Genomic DNA, 18,589 nt, shown 5'->3' with positions numbered 1-18,589 from the left:
CCTGCCATGAGGCTCCTTTCCGGCCCGGCGCTCCCCCTGTTCGTGGCGGGCGGGCTGTCCTGCGCGATCGTCGTGACCGGCTACGCGGACGGCGGCCCCGCGCCCGCCGCGCAGCGCCCCCCGCACAGCGCCCACGCCACGCCTTCCCGCGCGGCGGCGGGCCCGCCCGCCTCCATGGCGCGGATCGCCGCCGCCCTCGGCTGCCGCGCCGATGTCATCGTCGAAGCACAGGAGTTGAGGGAAGGCGGCTGCACCACCGGTGCCGGTGTCTTCCGCATCCTGACCTTCAGCAGCGACGGCAACAAGCGCGCCTGGCTCACCGAGGCCCGGGCGTACGGGGGTACCTACCTCGTCGGCACCCGGTGGTCGGTCACCGGCCCGTCCCGGAGCGCGCTGCTGCCGCTGCGGGACAGCCTGGGCGGCACCCTCGAATCGGGCACGGGACACGGTCACTCCCCCTGACGCGGACGGGGCCCGGACCGGTCCTCCTCCCCCGTCGCGCCGTCCCGCCCGCGCCAGGGCGGGGCGGCGCCCGTGCCGTCCGTCCCGTCCGTTCGCCTGCCCGGGTGCCACATTCCGGTGCCCGTTTTCCGTGTGTGACAGCCTCCCGGCGGTGGTAGTGATCACGGACACGGACGTATGTTCGCGTCCGTAAACTCCGTGCGATCCCCGTACGTCCCCGTATCACCCCCCGCAACGACCTTGGAGGCTTCCCATGGCATCCCCGCACCCCGTCGCGCCGACCGCATCCCCGCTCCCGCTGATGCAGTTAGCCACCGGGTTCTGGGCGTTCAAGACGCTGGCCACCGCCGACGAGCTGGGCCTGTTCGGCCTGCTCGACCGGCTGGGCGGCGGTACGGTCGAGGAGTGCGCCGAGGAGCTGGAGATCGGCGTGCGACCCGCGGGGATGCTGCTGACCGGCTGCGCGGCGCTGGACCTGCTGGAGCGCCGGGGGGACGGCCGCTTCGTCAACTCGGCGCTGACCGACGCCTATCTGGTGCCGGGCCGCCCGTACCACTTCAGCGGCTGGCTGCGGATGCTGGACCAGCGGCTGTATCCGGGCTGGGGCCGGCTCGGCGAGGCGGTCCGTACCAATCGGCCCACCACCTGGGACCCCGACAAGCAGCCGCATCTGTTCGACACCGAGGACCCGGGGCTGCTGTCCGTCTTCTGGGAGGCGATGCACGCGCTGTCGTCGTGGACCGCGCAGCGGCTCGGCGAGGTGGTGGACCTCACCGCCGGGGCGCGGCTGCTGGACCTGGGCGGCGGCTCCGGCGCGTACGCCATCGAGCTGTGCCGGCGGCATCCGGGGCTGAAGGCGACGGTGTACGACTTGCCGAAGGTGTGCCCGGTTGCGGAACGCAACATCGCCGACGCCGGGCTCGACGACCGGATCGGCACCCACCCGGGCGACTTCCTCGCCGAGCCGGATCTGCCCGGTGGGCACGACATCATCGTGCTGTCGATGATCCTGCACGACTGGGACGAGGACACCAACCGCATGCTGCTGGACAAGTGCTGGGCCGCGCTGCCGTCCGGCGGCACGCTGGTGATCAGCGAGCTGATGGTCGACGACGATCTGACCGGGCCCGCGCCGGCCGCTCTGATGAGCCTGAACATGCTGGTCGAGACCGAGGGCGGGCGCAACTACACGGCGGCGGAGTACAGCTCCTGGCTGACCGACGCCGGGTTCACCGAGGTCCGCAAGGTGCCGTTCGAGGCGCCCGGCGCCAACGCGGCGATAGTCGCCCGCAAGTGACCCTCCCGAAGTGACGCGGCGTGCGGGCCGTTCACGGTGTGCGCGCGGACCCTCGGCGGCCCGCGCGCACGGCCGGCTCAGGTGTCCAGGGTGCGCTTGGCGGTCTCCGGCAGGGTCAGGTACACGACGAAGGAGACCAGGCAGAGCGCGGAGACGTACCAGGGAAAGAGGTCCGCGTGCCCGGCCTGCTTGAACCAGGTGCCCACGTACGGCGCGGTGCCGCCGAAGAGGGCCACGGTCAGCGAATACGGGAAGCCGATGCCCGCGGCCCGTACGCGTGCCGGGAAGACCTCGGCGTTCACGGCGGCGGCCACCGCGGTGTACCCGGTCAGCAGCACCATGCCCGCGCACTGCACCAGCAGCAGCGACCAGAACGCGTCGGTCACCAGGTGCAGCAGCGGTACGGCGAGCACCGCGAAGCCCAGCGCGAAGCCCAGCAGCAGCGGCTTGCGGCCGATCCGGTCCGAGAGGAGGCCGCCGAGCGGCTGGAGGAGGGCGAAGAACAGCAGCGACAGGGTGCCGACGGTGAGCGCCTCGCTCTTGTCGAAGCCCGCGTTGACCTGCGCGTAGGTGGGCAGGTAGGTGGTCCAGGTGTAGTACGCGAGGGTGCCGCCCGCGGTGATGCCGCAGATCAGCAGCGACTGACGCGGGTGGCGGCGCAGCGCCTCGAAGAGGCCGGGGCGGGCGGCGGCCTGCTGTTCCTCGCTGCGCGTCTCGCGCGCCCCGCTGCGGATCCACAGTCCGAGCAGGCTGAGCACGGCGCCGATCAGGAACACCACGCGCCAGCCCCACTGCCCCATCTGGCCGTCGGTCAGCAGCCCCGCCAGCAGGGCGGCGGTGCCGGACGCCAGCAGCTGGCCGGCGGTGGTGGAGACGTACTGGAAGCTGGAGAACAGCCCGCGGCGGCCGGGGCCGGCCGATTCGACGAGGAAGGTCGTGGAGGCGGCGAACTCGCCTCCCACGGAGAGCCCCTGTACGAGCCGGGCCACGACGAGCACGAGCGGCGCGAGGACGCCGGTGGCCGCGTAGGTGGGGGTGATGGCGACGAGCAGGCTGCCGCCGCCCATGAGCAGGATCGTCAGGGTCAGCGCGGCCCGGCGGCCCCGGCGGTCGGCGACCGCGCCCATCAGCAGTCCCCCGACCGGGCGCATGAAGAAGCCCACCGCGAACACCGCGAAGGTGGACAGCAGCGGCACCAGCGAGTTGCCGGTGCCCTTGGGGAAGACCCGGTCGGCGATGTAGACGGCCAGGAAGGAGTACGCGTACCAGTCGTACCACTCCACGGCGTTGCCGACGGAGGCCGCGGCCAGCTGCCGCAGCTGCGACACCTTCCGCGGCGTCCTGGCCGGTGTCCCCCGTCCCGTCACGCCCTCGGTCCGCTCCGCACGTGTCATGGTCCTCCGCTCCGGGTCCTTCTCCTTCGCCCGCCGCTGGGGCAGGATGAGCCGACAGGTGATCATGCACCGGTGAGACGGCCCGCCGCCAGCGTTCTCGGCGGCCGAAAGGAGATGGCAACGTGCGCGTAGCACTGTTCGTCACCTGCATCAACGACACGCTCTACCCGGACACCGGCCGGGCAGTGATCACGCTGCTGGAACGCCTGGGTGTCGAGGTGGGATTCCCCGAGCAGCAGAGTTGCTGCGGCCAGCCGCAGTTCAACACCGGCTACCGGCATCTGACGGAGCCGCTGGTGCGCCGGTTCGACCGCGCCTTCGGCGACTACGACTACGTGGTCACCCCCTCCGGGTCGTGTGCGGCGATGGTGCGGGACAACTACCCGCGGATCGCGGCGCGGGCCGCGGCCGAGGGGCGCGCCGGGCGGGAGCTGGCGCGGGCCGCGGCGAGCGCCGTGCCGAAGACGTACGAGCTGACCGAGTTCCTGGTCGACGTGCTGAAGGTGACGGACGTCGGCGCGTACTACCCGCACACCGTCACCTACCACCCCACCTGCCACGGCCTGCGCATGCTGGGCCTCGGCGACCGACCGCGCCGGCTGCTGGAACAGGTGCGGGGGCTGGAGCTGCGGGAGCTGCCGGGCGCCGAGGAGTGCTGCGGCTTCGGCGGCACCTTCGCGGTCAAGAACCCGGCGGTGTCGGCCGCGATGGGCGCCGACAAGGTACGGGCCATCGCGGAGACGGGCGCGGAGGCGGTCTGCACGGTCGACAACTCCTGCCTGCTGCACATCGGCGGCACGCTCAGGCGGCAGGGCGCGGCGGCCCGGCCCGTGCACATCGCGGAGATCCTGGCCGCCACGGAGGCCGACGCACGAGGGCCGGTGCCCGCCACCGTCACGGAAGGGAGCCGACGATGAGCGGCACGTATCTCGGCATGCCCGCGTTCCCCGCGGCCGCCGCGTCCTCCACGCAGGACACCCGGCTGCGCGGCAACCTGCGCCACGCCACCCACACCATCCGCGACAAGCGGGCCAAGGCGGTCGCCGAGCTGGACGACTGGGCGCGGCTGCGGGCCGCGGGCGCCGCCGTCAAGGACCGTACGCTGCGCCACCTCGGCCACTATCTGGAGCGGCTGGAGGAGTCGGTGACGGCGGCCGGCGGGCAGGTGCACTGGGCGGCGGACGCCGCCGAGGCCAACGCCATCGTCGCGCGGCTGGTGCGGGAGACCGGCGAGCGCGAGGTCGTCAAGGTCAAGTCGATGGCGACACAGGAGATCGGGCTGAACCGGGCGCTGGCCGAGGCGGGCATCAGCGCCTACGAGACGGACCTGGCGGAGCTGATCGTGCAGCTCGGCGACGACCTGCCGTCGCACATCCTGGTGCCCGCGATCCACCGCAACCGGGGCGAGATCCGGGACATCTTCCGGGAGCAGATGAGCCGTTGGGGCCGCCCGGCGCCGGAGAACCTGACGGACGCGCCGGCCGAGTTGGCGGAGGCGGCGCGGCTGCACCTGCGCGAGAAGTTCCTGAACGCCAAGGTCGGTGTCTCGGGGGCCAACTTCATGGTGGCCGAGACGGGGACGCTGGTCGTCGTGGAGTCCGAGGGCAACGGCCGGATGTGCCTGACTCTGCCGGAGACGCTGATCTCCGTCGTCGGCATCGAGAAGGTGGTGCCGACCTGGCAGGACCTGGAGATCTTCCTCCAGCTGCTGCCGCGCTCCTCGACCGCCGAGCGGATGAACCCGTACACCTCGATGTGGACCGGCACGACGGACGGCGACGGACCGCGCACCTTCCACCTCGTGCTGCTCGACAACGGGCGCACCGACACCCTCGCCGACACGGTCGGCCGCCAGGCGCTGCGCTGTATCCGCTGCTCGGCCTGTCTGAACGTGTGCCCGGTGTACGAGCGGGCCGGCGGGCACGCGTACGGCTCGGCTTACCCCGGCCCGATCGGCGCGATCCTCACCCCGCAGCTGCGCGGTACGGCGAGCGAGCTGGACGCCTCGCTGCCGTACGCGTCGTCGCTGTGCGGTGCCTGCTACGAGGTGTGCCCGGTGGCCATCGACATCCCGGAGGTGCTGGTGCATCTGCGCGAGCGGGTGGTGCAGGGCGGCCGGGTGACGCGGCGCGGTGTGAAGACCGTGGTCAGACCGGCCAAGGGGCACGCGGCGGAGCGCGCGGCGATGCGTGCGGCGGGGTTCGCCTTCGACCACCCGGGGGTGCTGCGCACGGGCCAGCGGCTGGCCGCGCGCACGCGGCGGCTGCATCCGCGGCGGCTGCCGGGCCCTGGGCACGCCTGGTCGGACACCCGGGACCTGCCACCGGTGCCGGCCGAGTCCTTCCGTGACTGGTGGCGGCGTACGCGTGGAGAGGAGCGGACGAAGTGAGCAGCCGGGATGTGGTGCTGGCGCGGGTGCGCCGGGCGCTGGCGGACGTGCCGCACGGCGAGGGGTACGAGGATCCGCCGGTCCCGCGCGACTATCTGCGCGCCCACGGCTCCCGTACGCCGAAGGAGCGGGTGGCGCTGCTGGCGGAGAATCTGGCGGATTACCGGGCGGTGGTGCACCACTGTGCGGCGGACGGGCTGCCGGGGCTGGTCGCGCGCCTGCTGGGCGAGCACGGCGCGCGGACGGTGCTCGTGCCGCCGGGCCTGGACCCGCAGTGGACGGCCGCCGCGGACGTCACCCACGTCACGGACCGGGCGGCGAGCACCGCCCGTGAACTCGACACGGTCGACAGCGTCGTCACCGGCTGCGCGGTGGCCGTCGCCGAGACCGGGACGATCGTGCTGGACGGCTCGCCCGACCAGGGCCGCCGCCGGATCACGCTCGTTCCCGACCACCACATCTGTGTCGTCCGCGTGCCGGACCAGGTCGTCGACTCGGTGCCGCAGGCGCTCGAACGGCTGGACCCGACGGCGCCGTTGACGTGGATCTCGGGTCCGTCGGCAACCAGCGACATCGAGCTGGACCGGGTCGAGGGGGTGCACGGGCCGCGGAAGCTGGAGGTCGTGCTGCTGTCGGAGTGAGGGACGCGGCCGGGGCCCGGCGGCGGGAAGTGGCGCGCGGAAGTCTCGTCCTGCGCGTGGCGACTGTTCGCAGCGCCTCGCTCACCGCTCCGGGCGGTGTGCGCGGAGCGGGGGCCCGGGAGGCCGCGTGTCACTCGTACATGACGTACTCGGGCCTCGGGCGCAGTGCCAGGACCTCCTGGTGGGTCATCAGGCGGCCGCTGCCTTCGGTGTCCTCGTCGTAGAACAGCTTGAAGCCGGTGTGCGTCCCGTGGGGCAGATTCCTGACCAGGTTGTTCCAGGTGTCGCGCTTCAGCCCGGGTGCGCCGATGCCGTCGGCACACTTGATGGCGGCGACACCGGGCTGCGGCCGGAACGCCTGCTGGTCCTCGACCACGGAGGTCGCCACCTGGTGGAAGACGAAGGGCTTCTCGGGCAGGTCGTGCTCGCGGACCAGGCCGGAGAGGTAGCGGGCGATCTCGGTGAGTTCGCCGCCGTCGGTGCTGCCGTACGTGTCGCCCGGCTTCTCGCCCGGACCCATCTCCCACTCGGGGTCCAGGGCGACGCCCACGTCCGGGTGCACCAGCCATTCGCGCAGCGCCTTGACCTCCCCCAGGGCAGCGGCGCGGCCGGGCTGGATGTTCAGGAGCAGCAGCGCGCGGTGCTTCCGAGCCGCCTCGTGGAAGCGGCGGACGGTGTCGGCGGAGGTGCGGGAGCGGTAGGTCCCGTCGGGGCCGGCGCTGGAGTTGGCGACCACGGCCAGCAGTTCCAGGACGGGCAGCGGCTCGCGGTCGGCAGCGTAGGTCTGCGCGAGCTTCTCGATCTCGCGGGCCCGCTTGTCGAGGTCGCCGATGCCGAGGCGGCCGAGCGCGGCGGCGCCGGGCAGGCCGCAGTAGCCGGCGAGCTGGTGACGGGGGAACAGTTCCCGACCGCCGCGCGGCAGCTGGGGCCGCTTCCTGGTCGGCTTGGGCGAGGGGCTGCCGGTCCGCCCGGGGGTGCCCGAGGTCCGGGGCGGCGCCGCGCCGGGCGGTGCCGCGTCGCTGTCCGCGGACCCGGCGCAGGCGGTGAGGAGGCCGAGGCCGGCCGCGGCGGTCGCGGCCAGGGCGCTGCGGCGGCCCGGTGCGGGTGTGCTGTCGAGCACGTCGCCTCCGTGTGTCCGTAGGGGGTTGAAGGTCAGGGTGTTGTCCGGGGAGGTGTGTGTGCCGTTCGCCTTGCCGGGTCTGATCGGGCGAAACTCCACCTGGAGCGCTTCCTGACACGAAACGATCAAGATTGCGCCAACTTCGACCGCCGGACGGCCGGCCCGCCAGGACGGTCCCGGCCGGCCCCGCAGGGTGACCCTCGCGTTGGTAGGCACCGGATACGTACGCATCCCGGAGGGCTGGGTGCCCGCGCGCCCTCGCAGCAGACTCGTGATCACGCAACGACGAGAGAAGAAGAGCGAGTGGTCACCATGAGCGGCAACACCGTGTGGAACGCCGGCTGGAGCACCTCCGTACAGCGTCCCAGCACCGGATTCGACGAGAACTGGGCCGAGGAGGGCTTCGCGGACCAGACGGTGCGCCAGGTCGTCCGGGTCACCGGCTCCGGCACGGCGGCCCGCGTCCGCCTCTCCAACCGCTTCGGCGACGCGCCCCTGGAAGTCCGCGGCGCCGCCCTCGCCCGCACGGACCGGGGCGCCGCCGTCCAGGACGGGAGCACGCGCAGACTGACCTTCGCGGGCGCCGGATCGGTCCGGATTCCGGCGGGCGGCGAGGTCTGGAGCGACGCGGCCGAGGTGTCCGTGGCGCCCTTCGAGAAGCTGACGGTGAGCCTGTACTTCGCGCGGCCGACCGGCCCCGCGACCTTCCACGCCCAGGCGTTCACCACGGCCTACCGCGCGGCGGGCGACCAGTCGGCCGCCGCCGATGCGGCGGTCTTCACCGAGACCACGGTCTCCTGGTACTTCCTCGCCGACGTCGAGCTGTCCGGCGGCCCGGCCCGGCAGGACACCGTGGTGACGTTCGGCGACTCGATCACCGACGGCTTCGCCTCGACCGCCGACGCCGACCACCGCTATCCGGACGCCCTCGCCGAGCGGCTGGCGGACGCGGGCCTGGGCCGCCCGGTGCTCAACGCCGGGATCGGCGGAAACCTGCTGCTCAACGATGCGCCCTGGTACGGCGAACGGGCCGGCGCGCGCTTTCGCCGGGACGTCCTGGACCAGCCCGGCGTACGGACGGTGATCATCCTCGTCGGCCTCAACGACATCGGGTTCAGCGAGGCGGACGAGGCCGAATTCCCCACGTTCCGGCCGAACCCGGAACTGTCCGCGGCCGAGATCATCGACGGCTACCGCGACCTGATCGAGCAGGCGCACGCGGCCGGGGTACGGATCGTGGGCGGCACCATCATGCCGTTCAGGGGCGCCGAGTACCACACGCCGGACGCCGAGGCCAAGCGTCGGGAGATCAACGCATGGGTGCGCACCTCCGGTGCCTTCGACGCGGTCGCCGACTTCGCGGCGGCACTGGCCGATCCTTCGGACCCCGAGGTACTACGGGCCGCCTACGACAGCGGCGACCACAAGCACCCTGGCGACGCCGGGTACCGGGCGATGGCCGCGGCGGTCGACCTGGCGTCGCTCTGACCGCGACGCGATGCCCCGCCCCGCCGCCTACGGCAGCTCGACGACCCGGAAGCGCTCGGCCACGACCCGGGTGTCGTCGTCGACGCGGAACTCCGGGTCGCCGAGCGCCTCGCGCATCTTTGGGCCGTGCCAGAAGCGCTCATGGTCGGCCCGCCAGCCGGACACCGTCTCGTGGCCCTCGCCCTCGTCCACGGCGTGCCGCAGGTCCACATCGGCCAGCCGCAGCACCCGTACCTCGGTCATCTCGATGACGGCGACGGTACGGCCGTCGGAGTCGGGGACCTGGAAGCGGTCGCCTGCACCGGGCAGCGGGTCGCCCTCGTGCTCGTAGTCCGCCAGCAGGCCCGTCGTGGTGGTCTTGGCGCCGGACAGGACGGCGGCGACGAGCTGGTCCCGCAGCGGGCCCGGGAAGGCGAACTCGAAGGGCGGCAGGTCTTCGTGGGCAGGCATGCGGCTCACCCTAGAGGGGCGGTGGCGCGGCGCGCCCGCGCATTTCAGGAGCGGTCGCCCCGCCCGGCGGCGCGTGCCGTGTGCAGCGCCCAGGCCACCATGGGCACTTGGAGCGGCAGGCGGCCGTAGGCGATGGCCTTGAGGGGCGCCGGGCGGTGGCGCCAGTCGCGGGCCATCTTGATGTTGGCGGGGAAGACGGCGGCGAACAGGCCTGCGGCGGCCAGCGCCCCGGCCCGGCGGGTGCGCGGCAGGGCGACCGCGGCGGCCACCGCCAGCTCCGCGGCGCCGCTGGCGTACGTCCAGGTGCGCGGGGAGCCCGGCAGTGCACGGGGCACGATCGCGTCGAACGGCTTGGGGGCGAGGAAGTGCAGCGCCCCCATACCGCCGAGCATCCGGGCCATGGCCAGGGCGGAACGGTCGGCGGTGCGGTCGGCGGCTGCCACGGGCGCTCCCAGGGTCGGTCCGGTGCGGTCGGAGCAGACCTTACCCGCGGGTCAGGTCGGCGGACAGGGGCTGATCACCGTTGGGGACGAGGTGTGCGTCACGCTTCACCAGGGCCGCGTAGCGGCCGCCGGCGGCGAGAAGTTCGCCGTGGGTGCCCCGTTCGGCGATCCGGCCCGCGTCGAGGACGACGATCTGGTCGGCGTCGCGGATGGTGGACAGGCGGTGCGCGATGGTGATCGTCGTACGGCCCTTGGAGAGCGCGTCGATGGCCTGCTGCACCGCGTGTTCCGTACGGGTGTCCAGCGCGCTGGTGGCCTCGTCGAGGACGAGGACGGGCGGGTCGCGCAGGATGGTCCGGGCGATCGCCAGCCGCTGCTTCTCGCCGCCGGAGAAACGGTGCCCCCGTTCGCCCACGAGGGTCTCGTAGCCGTCGGGCAAGCCCGCGATGTGGTCGTGGATCTGGGCCGCGCGGGCGGCGCGTTCGATTTCCTCGTCGGTGGCGTCCGGCTTGGCGAAGCGGAGGTTGTCCGCGACGGAGGCGTGGAAGAGGTACGTCTCCTGGGAGACCACGCCGACGGCGCGGGCGAGGGAGTCGAAGTCCAGGTCGCGGACGTCGGTGCCGTCCAGGGTGACGCGGCCCGCCGTGACGTCGTACAGCCGCGGGACCAGGTAGCTCAGGGTGCTCTTGCCGCTGCCGGTCGGCCCGACGACGGCCAGGCTGCTCCCGGCCGGGACGGCCAGCTCGATGTCGCGCAGGGTCGCCGGGACGGGCGCGGCGCCGGGCTCGCGCTCCGGATTGTCGTACGCGAACGTCACGTGCTCGAAGCAGACCTCGCCGCGCGGCTCGGCCAGGCGCACCGGGTGCGCCGGTTCGGTGATGGTCACCGGCAGGTCGAGGTATTCGAAGATGCGCTGGAAGAGCGCGACCGAGGTCTGCATCTGCACGCCGGTGGACAGCAGCGAGACGGTGGGGCGCAGCAGGCCCTGCTGGAGGGTGACGAAGGCGACGAGGGTGCCGATGGAGAAGGCGGGGCCGCCGAGCTGGAGGACGAGTCCGGCCGACCAGTAGATGACGGCGGGCATCGCGGCCATGACGATGCCGATGGTGGCCATCCGCCAGCGGCCGGCCATGTTGGCGCGGACCTCCAGGCCGACCAGCCGCTCGGACTCGGTGGCGAAGTTCGCCGTGAGGGAGTCGGCGCGGCCCATCGTGCGGCCGAGCAGGATGCCGCTGACCGACAGCGACTCGGTGACCATCGCGGACATCGCGGCCATCTGCTTCTGGCGGGCGGTGGTGATCCGCTTGCGCTCGTTGCCGACCCGGCGGCTGATCCACACGAAGAGCGGGAGCAGCAGCAGGGAGACCAGGGTCAGCCGCCAGTCGAGGGCGAGCATGGCGACGACGGTGGCGACCACGGAGGTGAGGTTGGAGACCAGGGAGGTCGCGGTGGAGGTGACGGTGGCCTGCATACCGCCGATGTCGTTGGCGATGCGGGACTGCACCTCGCCGGTGCGGGTGCGGGTGAAGAAGGCCAGCGGCATCCGCTGGAGCTTGGCGTAGACGGCGGTCCGCAGGTCGTGCATGACGCGCTGGCCGACGGTGGTCGAGATCAGGGTCTGCAGGACGCCGAAGACGCTGGTCAGGACCGCAGTGACGATCATGCCGGCGGCGAGCAGGGTCAGCAGGCCGGTACGGCCCTGGGGGATCGCCACGTCCAGGACGGCGCGGAGCAGGAAGGGGGAGGCGACCGAGACCAGGGAGGAGGCGGCCACCAGCAGGCCCACCGTGGCCAGCCGGCCGCGGTAGGGGCGGAAGAGGGCGAGGATGCGTCGCACCTGGGCCGGCTGGTCCGGGTCCTTGGGCGGCGGGGTCCACTCGGGTTGTTCGGGGCGCATGGGCTCCTTCGTAGGCTTGGGATGCTGCGTCCCGCCGAGCATAACCAATTGTTACCTATACTCACAATGAACATGGTCCTGATATCCTCCGGCCATGTCCTCCCCCGACCCGGCCACCGTCGGCCCCACGGCCCCGGCCCCCGCCACCGCCGACCCCGACCTCGCGGAACAGCTGGTGCGGCTCACCCGCCGGATGCACCGCGCCCAGAAGCGGCACCTGGACTCGCTCGACATCGCGCTGACCCCCGCGCAGACCCGGCTGCTGCGCATCGTGGACCACTACCGCGACACGCCACCGCCCCGCATGGCCGACCTGGCCGCGCGCCTGGAGGTCGTACCGCGCGCCGTGACGACGCTGGTCGACGCGCTGGAGGCGAAGGACGCGGTCCGCCGGGTGCCCGACCCCGCCAACCGCCGGGTGGTACGGATCGAGCTGACCGACACCGGCCGTTCGACGCTGCGCGCGTTGCGCGGCGCGCGCCGGGCCGCGGCACAGGAGATCCTGGCGCCACTGACCGCCGAACAGCGGGACGTGCTCGGCGGCCTGTTGTCCACCCTGGTCGACGGGGCGGCCACCCGCTGCTGAAACACTGGCCCGGGTGGCCGCGCCGGACGCCGGGCGCCGCCGGAGCGAGCCCGAGCAGACCGGAGGAACGTCGTCATGCCCCTGCTGGAACCGAAGCCCGGGACCCTGCGGCCGGCCACCACCGAAGGCCCGTACCACGACCGGGTGACCGACCGGCGGGCGTCCGGCACCCCGGAGCGGCTGCGCGACGACCTGACGGCGCTGCTCGGCCCGGACAAGGTGCTGCACACCATCTCCGACCTGGTCCGCTACGCCTCGGACGCCAGCCCGTACCGCTTCGTCCCGCAGGTCGTCGTGCTGGCCGAGGACGTCGACGACATCTCCGCGGTCTTCTCCTACGCGCACGGCAAGGGCCGCGACGTCGTCTTCCGGGCCGCCGGCACCTCGCTCAACGGGCAGGCGCAGGGCGAGGACATCCTCGTGGACGTGCGCCGGCACTGGGCGGGCGTCGAGGTGCTGGACGACGGCGCCCGCGCCCGTATCCGGCCCGGCACCACGGTCGTACGGGCCAACGCCGCGCTCGCCCGGTACGGCAGGCTGCTCGGCCCGGACCCGGCCAGCGCCATCGCCTGCACGCTCGGCGGGGTGGTCGCCAACAACGCGTCCGGCATGACGGCGGGCACCACCCGCAACTCCTACCGGACGCTGGCCTCGGTCACGCTCGTGCTGCCCTCCGGGACGATCGTGGACACCGGCGACCCGGCCGCGGACGAGGAGTTGGCGCACGCCGAACCCGTCCTGTGCCGGGAGCTGATGGCGCTGAAGGCGGAGATCGAGGCGGACCGGGAGCTGGTGTCCCGTATCCGCGCCAAGTACGAGATCAAGAACACCAACGGCTACCGCCTGGACGCCTTCCTGGACGGCGCCACGCCGGTCGAGATCCTGCGCGGGCTGACGGTGGGCTCCGAGGGAACCCTCGGCTTCATCGCGGAGACCGTCTTCGAGACGCTGCCCCTGAACCGGTACACCTCGACCGCCCTGCTGTTCTTCCCGACGCTCGGCGCCGCGGCGGCCGCCGTACCGCTGTTCAACGAGGCGGGCGCGATCGCCGTCGAGCTGATGGACGGCAACACGCTGCGCGCCTCGGTGAGCGTGTCCGGGGCGCCCGCCGACTGGGCGGAGCTGCCCAAGTCGACGGCCGCGCTGCTGGTCGAGTTCCGGGCGCCCGACGAGGCGGCGCGGGAGGCCCAGGAGGAGGCGGCGCGCACGGTGCTGACGGGGCTGGAGCTGGTCGCCCCGGTCGCGTCCGTCACCAACGCCTTCACCCGTGACGCGGCCGTCATCGCCGGGTACTGGAAGGCCCGCAAGGCGTTCGTCACCGCGGTCGGCGGCTCCCGCCCTTCCGGCACGACGCTGATCACCGAGGACTTCGCCGTGCCGCCGTCCCGGCTCGCCGAGGCGTGCGTGGCGCTGCTGGAACTCCAGGACCGGCACGGCTTCGACGCGGCGGTGGCGGGCCACGCCGCCCACGGCAACCTGCACTTCCTGCTCGCCTTCGACGCCGCCCGGCCCGCGGACGTGGAGCGCTACGCCGCCTTCATGGACGAGTTCTGCGCGCTGACCGTGGAGCGCTTCGACGGCTCCCTGAAGGCCGAGCACGCCACCGGCCGCAACATCGCCCCGTTCCTGGAACTCGAATGGGGCCCGCGCGCCACGGAGCTGATGTGGCGCGTCAAGCAGACCGTGGACCCGCACGGCATCCTGGCCCCGCGCGTCCTGCTCGACCGCGACCCGAAGGCGCACCTGCGCGGCCTGAAGACCATTCCGCAGGTCGAGGCGGTCGCCGACCCGTGCATCGAGTGCGGCTTCTGCGAACCGACCTGCCCCAGCCAGGACCTGACCACGACGCCGCGCCAGCGCATCGTGCTGCGCCGCGAGATGATGCGCCAGACGCCGGTGTCGCCGGTCACGGGCGCCCTGCTGGACTCCTACGGCTACGACGCGGTCGACACCTGCGCGGGCGACTCGACATGCAAGCTGGCCTGCCCGGTCGGCATCGACACCGGCGCGATGATGAAGGACTTCCGGCACCGGCGCCACTCCCCCAAGGAGGAACGCGCGGCGGCCCTGACCGCCCGGCACTTCAAGGCGGTGGAGCGGTCGGCGCGGCTCGCGGTGGCCGCCGCCGCGAAGATCGGCGACCGGCTCGGCGAGGCGCGGGGCGACCGGCTGCTGAAGTCCCTGACGGGCGCGGCCCGCAAGGCCGTACGGCCCGATCTCGTACCGGAATGGCTGCCGCAGATCCCCGGCGCGGCGGCCCGGAAACTGCCCGCCACCCGGCGCGTGGGCGCCGCCGCCGTCTACTACCCGGCCTGCGTGAACCGCATCTTCGGCGAACCGGACGGCTTCGACGGACCGTCGCTGCCCGAGGCGGTCGTGGCGGTGTCCGCGCGCGCGGGCAAGCCGGTGTGGATTCCTTCCGACGTGACCGGCACCTGCTGCGCCACCATCTGGCACTCCAAGGGCTACGACGACGGCAACGCGGTGATGGCCAACCGGATCGTCGAGGCGGCGTGGGGCTGGACCGCCGGCGGGCGGCTGCCGCTGGTCGTGGACGCCTCGTCCTGCACGCTGGGCATCGCCCACGAGGTCGTGCCGTACCTGACCCCGGACAACCGGGAACTGCACGGCGAGCTGACCTTCGTCGACTCGGTGGTCTGGGCCGCCGAGGAACTGCTGCCCCACCTGGAGGTCCTGCGGACGGTCGGTTCCGCCGTGCTCCACCCGACCTGCTCCATGCGGCACCTGGGCGACGAGGCGCAGCTGCGCGCGGTCGCCGAGGCGTGCGCGACGGAGGTGGTCGTCCCGGACGACGCGGGGTGCTGCGCCTTCGCGGGCGACCGCGGCATGCTGCACAAGGAACTGACCGAGGCGGCGACCGCCAAGGAAGCGGCCGAGGTGACGTCCCGGCACTTCGACGCGCACCTGTCGGCGAACCGGATGTGCGAGGTGGGAATGGACCACGCGACCGGCGGCCGGGGGTACTACTCGGCGCTCCTCGCCCTGGAGCGGGCGACGCGGCCGGTGGGGTGACAGGCCGGCCCGCCCGGTCCCTTGAGAACCGGGCGGGCCCCGACCGTACGGCACCCCGGTGGGCGCACGGCGCCTCGGCGGGGGCCCAGCGCTCCAGTGGGGGCGCAGCGCCTCAGTTGCGGCGGTCCGGCGCTCAGTTCCGGACGTGCAGCGCCACCGCGCCCTTCGCCGGGACCGACATCCGTGCCGTCCCGTCGTCCCCGACGGTGACGGTGTGCCCGTCGCAGGCGTCGGGTGCGGCCCGCACGACATCGCAGTACGTGCCCGCGGGCAGGGACGTCGCGAACGTACGGTCCAGCGCCGCGTCGCCGTTGTTGAGCGCGACGAAGCCCTTGCCGCCGCGCGCGAAGGCGATCGCGCCGGCGCCGTCGTCCCACCAGTCGGTGAGCGGGGCGGAGCCGACCGCGTTGCGGAAGCCGACCATGCCGGTGATCTCCCGCTTGGTGTGCGTGTCGGTCCAGCCGTCGGTCCCGGCGGGCGGGCCCGCGTCCTTGTCCGTCCACGCGTATCCGGAGTGGACGTTCGGTGAGCCGTAGGGCGAGGCCAGCATGAAGACGTTGGCGAGGAGGTAGGAGGCGCCGTCCTTGTAGGTGAGCGTCGAACCGTTGCGCTCGGTGTCCCAGTTGTCGACGAACGTACGGGCCCGCTCGCCGCTCAGCTTGCCGTCGGCGACGGACTTCAGCTGCGCCAGGTCTCCGCCCTGGAACGCGGCCTTGAGATGCGTGCCGTACCGGAACTCGTCGACGTCGCCGGTGCCGGTGTACTCCTCCGGCCGCACCGCCTCTCCCCCGCCGTACACGACCTCCTGGACCCAGAAGCCCGGGTCCTTCATCTTGCCCTTGACGGCGGCCAGGTCGTCGGCGGCCATGTGTTTGGCGGCGTCCACGCGGAAGCCGTCCACGCCGAGCGACCGCAGATCGTCCAGGTATCCGGCGATGGCGGTCCGTACGTGGTCGCTGCCGGTGTCCAGGTCGGCCAGGCCGACGAGTTCGCAGTTCTGGACGTCGCCGCGGTCGTTGTAGTCGGAGATGTCCTTGCGGCACGGGTGGAAGTCCCGGTCGCCGTAGAGGCCGGGATAGCCGTACTTGGTGTACGCCGTCCCGCCGGTACCCGTCCCGGACCCGGCGGCCATGTGGTTCACGACGGCGTCGGCGATCACCTTCACCCCGGCCGTGTGGCACGCGTCGACCATCTTCTTGAAGGCCGTACGGTCGCCGAGCCGCCCGGCGATCCGGAAGCCGACGGGTTGGTACGACGTCCACCACTGCCCGCCCTGTATGTGTTCGGTGGCCGGTGACACCTCGACGTAGCCGTATCCGGCCGGGCCGAGCTGGTCCGTACAGGCCTCGGCGACCTGCGCGAACGGGCGCTCGAAGAGCGTGGCCGTGACGGTCTTCGGCCCGGGCGGGACCGCCTGTGACGTCCAGGGGGCGTAGGCGGCGAGGCCGGCGGCGGCCAGCACACCGCCGATGACACGGGAACGACGCTGCATGGTGCGGCTCCTTCGACAGGCGAAGACGGCCGTCCGGTGTGCGGTGGTGGGGCACCGCGGGCCGCCTTCGCGCGGGCAGCCGCGTACCGGCTGCCGTGGGGGGATGTCCGACGGAGCCTGCCGCTCCGCTCGTTGACCCGTCAAGGGTTCTCGCAAGAAATTCCAGGAACTTGCGCAAGCACGGGTCGCCGTCCGCCGCAGGTCCGTACCGGGCAGGTCCCGGGCCCGCGCACGCGAAATCAGTCCGAGCGGCCCTCTTGTGCCTCGTGGCACTCAACCGCCAGGGTCCTCTGCGAGGTTCACGCTTCCGCCACGCACCATCCGCTCCTATGGAGGACCGATGAACGAGGCACCATCGCAGAGCCACGAGCCCCACGACGACGCCCCCCACCAGGAGGGCGCCGGGCCCGACGGAACCGGGCCCACCAGGCGCTCCGTTCTGTGGACCGCCGGAGCGGCGGGAGCCGGGCTCGGGGTCGGCGGGCTGGGTACGGGAAGCGCCGCCGCGGCCGGCACCGGCCAGGGAGCGGGCGCGGCGGCAGCGGCCGGACAGGCGGCGGCAGGGGACCCGAAGCGCAAGCACAAGACCATGATCGGCGTACCGTTCGAAAGACGGAGCACGGTACGGATCGGCATCATCGGCCTGGGCAACCGCGGCATGGGGATGCTGCCGCTCTACCTCGCCATCCCGGGCGTGCGGGTGGTGGCGGTCTGCGACCCGGTCAAGGACAAGGCGGCGAAGGCCGTACAGCTGGTCACCGCGGCCGGACAGCCCGCACCGGCCGTCTATGCCAAGGGCGACCACGACTTCGAGAACCTCTGCGAGCGCGGCGACCTCGACTTCGTGTACATCGCCACCCCGTGGGACTGGCACTTCGAGATGGCCAAGGCCACGCTGCTGGGCGGCAAGCACGCCGGCGTGGAATGTCCGGTCTCCATGCGCATGGACCAGCTCTGGGAGCTGGTCGACCTCTCCGAACGCACCCGCCGCCACTGTATGCAGGTCGAGAACTGCTGCTACGGCCGCAACGAGATGCGCGTCCTGCGGATGGCGCACGCGGGCCGCTTCGGCCATCTGCTGCACGCCGCGGGCGCGTACAACCACGACCTGCGCCAGCTGATGTTCGACCCGACGTACTACCAGGGCCCGTGGCGGCGGCTGTGGCACACCCGGCTGCGCGGCGACCTCTACCCGACCCACGGCTTCGGTCCGATCGCCAACTACATGGACGTCAACCGCGGCGACCGGGTACTGCGCATCTCCAGCTTCGGCACGCCCGCACTGGGGCTCGCCGAGTACCGCGAGGCGCACATGCCGCCCGGCGACCCGAGCTGGAAGGAGTCGTACATCGAGAGCGACCGCACCTTCAGTCTCATCCAGACCGCCAAGGGCCGGGTGCTGCGGCTGGAGCACGACGTGTCCACGCCGCACCCCTACAGCCGCATCAACAGCCTCGGCGGCACCAAGGGCGTCTTCGAGGACTACCCGGAGCGGATCTACATCGAGCCCGACCAGAGCAACGACCAGTGGGGCGACTTCAGCCAGTACGCGGAGTGGGACCACTGGCTGTGGAAGGAGCACGCCAACCCGCCCGGCGGCCACGGCGGCATGGACTACATCATGCTGTTCCGGCTCATGCAGTGCTTCCAGCTCGGGCTGGTACCGGACTTCGACGTCTACGACGCGGCGACCTGGAGCGCGCCCGTACCGCTGAGCCACGCCTCGATCAAGGCGAAGGGCGAACCGCAGGACATCCCGGACTTCACCCGGGGTCTGTGGCGCAAGCCGCGGCAGGGTGTGGACTCCCCGAAGCCGACGGAGTGACGCGGCGGGGCCGGGCGGGCCCGAGGCCCCGTCCGGCCCCCGTGCCCGGTTCGGCCCCGATGCCCTGTTCGG

15 protein-coding genes are annotated in these 18,589 nt (G+C 72.7%); 9 read left to right on the top strand and 6 right to left on the bottom strand.

Going from position 1 to position 18,589, the window contains the following annotated elements; translation table 11 throughout:
• The first annotated feature begins 6 nt into the window (after positions 1–6).
• Both ACFV57_RS08715 and ACFV57_RS08710 read left to right on the top strand, forming a co-directional pair.
• Entirely contained in the window at positions 7–462 is a 456-nt protein-coding gene (locus tag ACFV57_RS08715) for a hypothetical protein (protein ID WP_385227327.1), read from the top strand.
• A 253-nt stretch (positions 463–715) separates the two neighbouring features.
• Positions 716–1,759 (top strand): methyltransferase, encoded by a 1,044-nt coding sequence (locus ACFV57_RS08710; RefSeq protein ID WP_385227324.1) that lies wholly within the window; start codon positions 716–718, stop codon positions 1,757–1,759.
• A 77-nt stretch (positions 1,760–1,836) separates the two neighbouring features.
• Here the strand turns inward: ACFV57_RS08710 and ACFV57_RS08705 are convergent, their stop codons facing one another.
• Complete coding sequence (locus ACFV57_RS08705) at positions 1,837–3,153, bottom strand: MFS transporter (RefSeq protein WP_385227321.1); 1,317 nt, start codon at positions 3,151–3,153, stop codon at positions 1,837–1,839.
• Positions 3,154–3,275: 122 nt separating this feature from the next.
• Here ACFV57_RS08705 and ACFV57_RS08700 point away from each other — a divergent pair, with 122 nt between their 5' ends.
• Genes ACFV57_RS08700 through ACFV57_RS08690 form a run of 3 tightly spaced genes read left to right on the top strand, consistent with a single transcriptional unit; the run spans position 3,276 to position 6,183 of the window.
• Positions 3,276–4,070: a (Fe-S)-binding protein gene (locus ACFV57_RS08700; protein ID WP_385227319.1), complete on the top strand. Its 795-nt coding sequence runs from the start codon at positions 3,276–3,278 to the stop codon at positions 4,068–4,070.
• On the top strand, positions 4,067–5,542 hold the full coding sequence (locus ACFV57_RS08695) for a lactate utilization protein B (protein WP_385227316.1): 1,476 nt from the start codon (positions 4,067–4,069) through the stop codon (positions 5,540–5,542). Before ACFV57_RS08700 ends, ACFV57_RS08695 begins: the two co-directional genes overlap by 4 nt.
• Positions 5,539–6,183: a lactate utilization protein C gene (locus ACFV57_RS08690; RefSeq protein ID WP_385227313.1), complete on the top strand. Its 645-nt coding sequence runs from the start codon at positions 5,539–5,541 to the stop codon at positions 6,181–6,183. The genes ACFV57_RS08695 and ACFV57_RS08690 overlap by 4 nt, the downstream gene beginning before the upstream one ends.
• A 130-nt stretch (positions 6,184–6,313) precedes the next feature.
• On the opposite strand, the gene ACFV57_RS08685 is transcribed toward ACFV57_RS08690, so the two are convergent.
• Positions 6,314–7,402, bottom strand: a complete 1,089-nt coding sequence (locus ACFV57_RS08685; protein WP_385227310.1) for a hypothetical protein — start codon at positions 7,400–7,402, stop codon at positions 6,314–6,316.
• Between the two features lie 213 nt (positions 7,403–7,615).
• On the opposite strand from ACFV57_RS08685, the gene ACFV57_RS08680 reads away from it, so the two are divergent.
• A complete protein-coding gene (locus ACFV57_RS08680; protein WP_385227307.1) occupies positions 7,616–8,791 on the top strand; it encodes an SGNH/GDSL hydrolase family protein in 1,176 nt (391 codons plus the stop codon).
• A gap of 27 nt (positions 8,792–8,818) precedes the next feature.
• Here ACFV57_RS08680 and ACFV57_RS08675 read toward each other — a convergent pair whose 3' ends face one another.
• The 3 genes from ACFV57_RS08675 to ACFV57_RS08665 are packed head-to-tail and all read right to left on the bottom strand — an operon-like array spanning position 8,819 to position 11,581.
• Positions 8,819–9,241: an ASCH domain-containing protein gene (locus ACFV57_RS08675; protein WP_385227304.1), complete on the bottom strand. Its 423-nt coding sequence runs from the start codon at positions 9,239–9,241 to the stop codon at positions 8,819–8,821.
• Positions 9,242–9,285: 44 nt separating this feature from the next.
• Positions 9,286–9,684: a hypothetical protein gene (locus tag ACFV57_RS08670; protein WP_385227301.1), complete on the bottom strand. Its 399-nt coding sequence runs from the start codon at positions 9,682–9,684 to the stop codon at positions 9,286–9,288.
• Positions 9,685–9,724: 40 nt separating this feature from the next.
• The gene (locus ACFV57_RS08665; RefSeq protein WP_385227298.1) at positions 9,725–11,581 is read right to left on the bottom strand and encodes an ABC transporter ATP-binding protein; all 1,857 of its coding nucleotides are present in this window, start codon (positions 11,579–11,581) and stop codon (positions 9,725–9,727) included.
• Between the two features lie 94 nt (positions 11,582–11,675).
• Here ACFV57_RS08665 and ACFV57_RS08660 point away from each other — a divergent pair, with 94 nt between their 5' ends.
• Together ACFV57_RS08660 and ACFV57_RS08655 are read left to right on the top strand one after the other, a co-directional pair.
• Entirely contained in the window at positions 11,676–12,167 is a 492-nt protein-coding gene (locus ACFV57_RS08660) for a MarR family winged helix-turn-helix transcriptional regulator (protein WP_385227295.1), read from the top strand.
• Between the two features lie 75 nt (positions 12,168–12,242).
• On the top strand, positions 12,243–15,200 hold the full coding sequence (locus ACFV57_RS08655; protein WP_385227292.1) for an FAD-binding and (Fe-S)-binding domain-containing protein: 2,958 nt from the start codon (positions 12,243–12,245) through the stop codon (positions 15,198–15,200).
• Positions 15,201–15,333: 133 nt separating this feature from the next.
• Here ACFV57_RS08655 and ACFV57_RS08650 read toward each other — a convergent pair whose 3' ends face one another.
• Positions 15,334–16,692, bottom strand: coding sequence for an alpha-amylase family protein (locus tag ACFV57_RS08650; RefSeq protein ID WP_385227289.1), 1,359 nt, complete (start codon positions 16,690–16,692; stop codon positions 15,334–15,336).
• Positions 16,693–17,032: 340 nt separating this feature from the next.
• On the opposite strand from ACFV57_RS08650, the gene ACFV57_RS08645 reads away from it, so the two are divergent.
• A complete protein-coding gene (locus tag ACFV57_RS08645) occupies positions 17,033–18,517 on the top strand; it encodes a Gfo/Idh/MocA family protein (RefSeq protein WP_385227286.1) in 1,485 nt (494 codons plus the stop codon).
• Positions 18,518–18,589: the final 72 nt, after the last annotated feature.

The organism is Streptomyces sp. NPDC059788 (assembly GCF_042732265.1).
GTDB lineage: Bacteria > Actinomycetota > Actinomycetes > Streptomycetales > Streptomycetaceae > Streptomyces.
Note: the sequence above shows the minus strand (reverse complement) of the source record. Positions and strands in the feature narration are given on the sequence as shown.

Bases quoted from the DNA above. Each gene is read 5' to 3' on its own strand.
- ACFV57_RS08715 (WP_385227327.1), top strand. From the start codon at position 7: ATGAGGCTCCTTTCCGGCCCGGCGCTCCCCCTGTTCGTGGCGGGCGGG.
- ACFV57_RS08710 (WP_385227324.1), top strand. From the start codon at position 716: ATGGCATCCCCGCACCCCGTCGCGCCGACCGCATCCCCGCTCCCGCTG.
- ACFV57_RS08705 (WP_385227321.1), bottom strand. From the start codon at position 3,153: ATGACACGTGCGGAGCGGACCGAGGGCGTGACGGGACGGGGGACACCG.
- ACFV57_RS08695 (WP_385227316.1), top strand. From the start codon at position 4,067: ATGAGCGGCACGTATCTCGGCATGCCCGCGTTCCCCGCGGCCGCCGCG.
- ACFV57_RS08680 (WP_385227307.1), top strand. From the start codon at position 7,616: ATGAGCGGCAACACCGTGTGGAACGCCGGCTGGAGCACCTCCGTACAG.
- ACFV57_RS08675 (WP_385227304.1), bottom strand. From the start codon at position 9,241: ATGCCTGCCCACGAAGACCTGCCGCCCTTCGAGTTCGCCTTCCCGGGC.
- ACFV57_RS08665 (WP_385227298.1), bottom strand. From the start codon at position 11,581: ATGCGCCCCGAACAACCCGAGTGGACCCCGCCGCCCAAGGACCCGGAC.
- ACFV57_RS08660 (WP_385227295.1), top strand. From the start codon at position 11,676: ATGTCCTCCCCCGACCCGGCCACCGTCGGCCCCACGGCCCCGGCCCCC.
- ACFV57_RS08655 (WP_385227292.1), top strand. From the start codon at position 12,243: ATGCCCCTGCTGGAACCGAAGCCCGGGACCCTGCGGCCGGCCACCACC.
- ACFV57_RS08650 (WP_385227289.1), bottom strand. From the start codon at position 16,692: ATGCAGCGTCGTTCCCGTGTCATCGGCGGTGTGCTGGCCGCCGCCGGC.
- ACFV57_RS08645 (WP_385227286.1), top strand. From the start codon at position 17,033: ATGAACGAGGCACCATCGCAGAGCCACGAGCCCCACGACGACGCCCCC.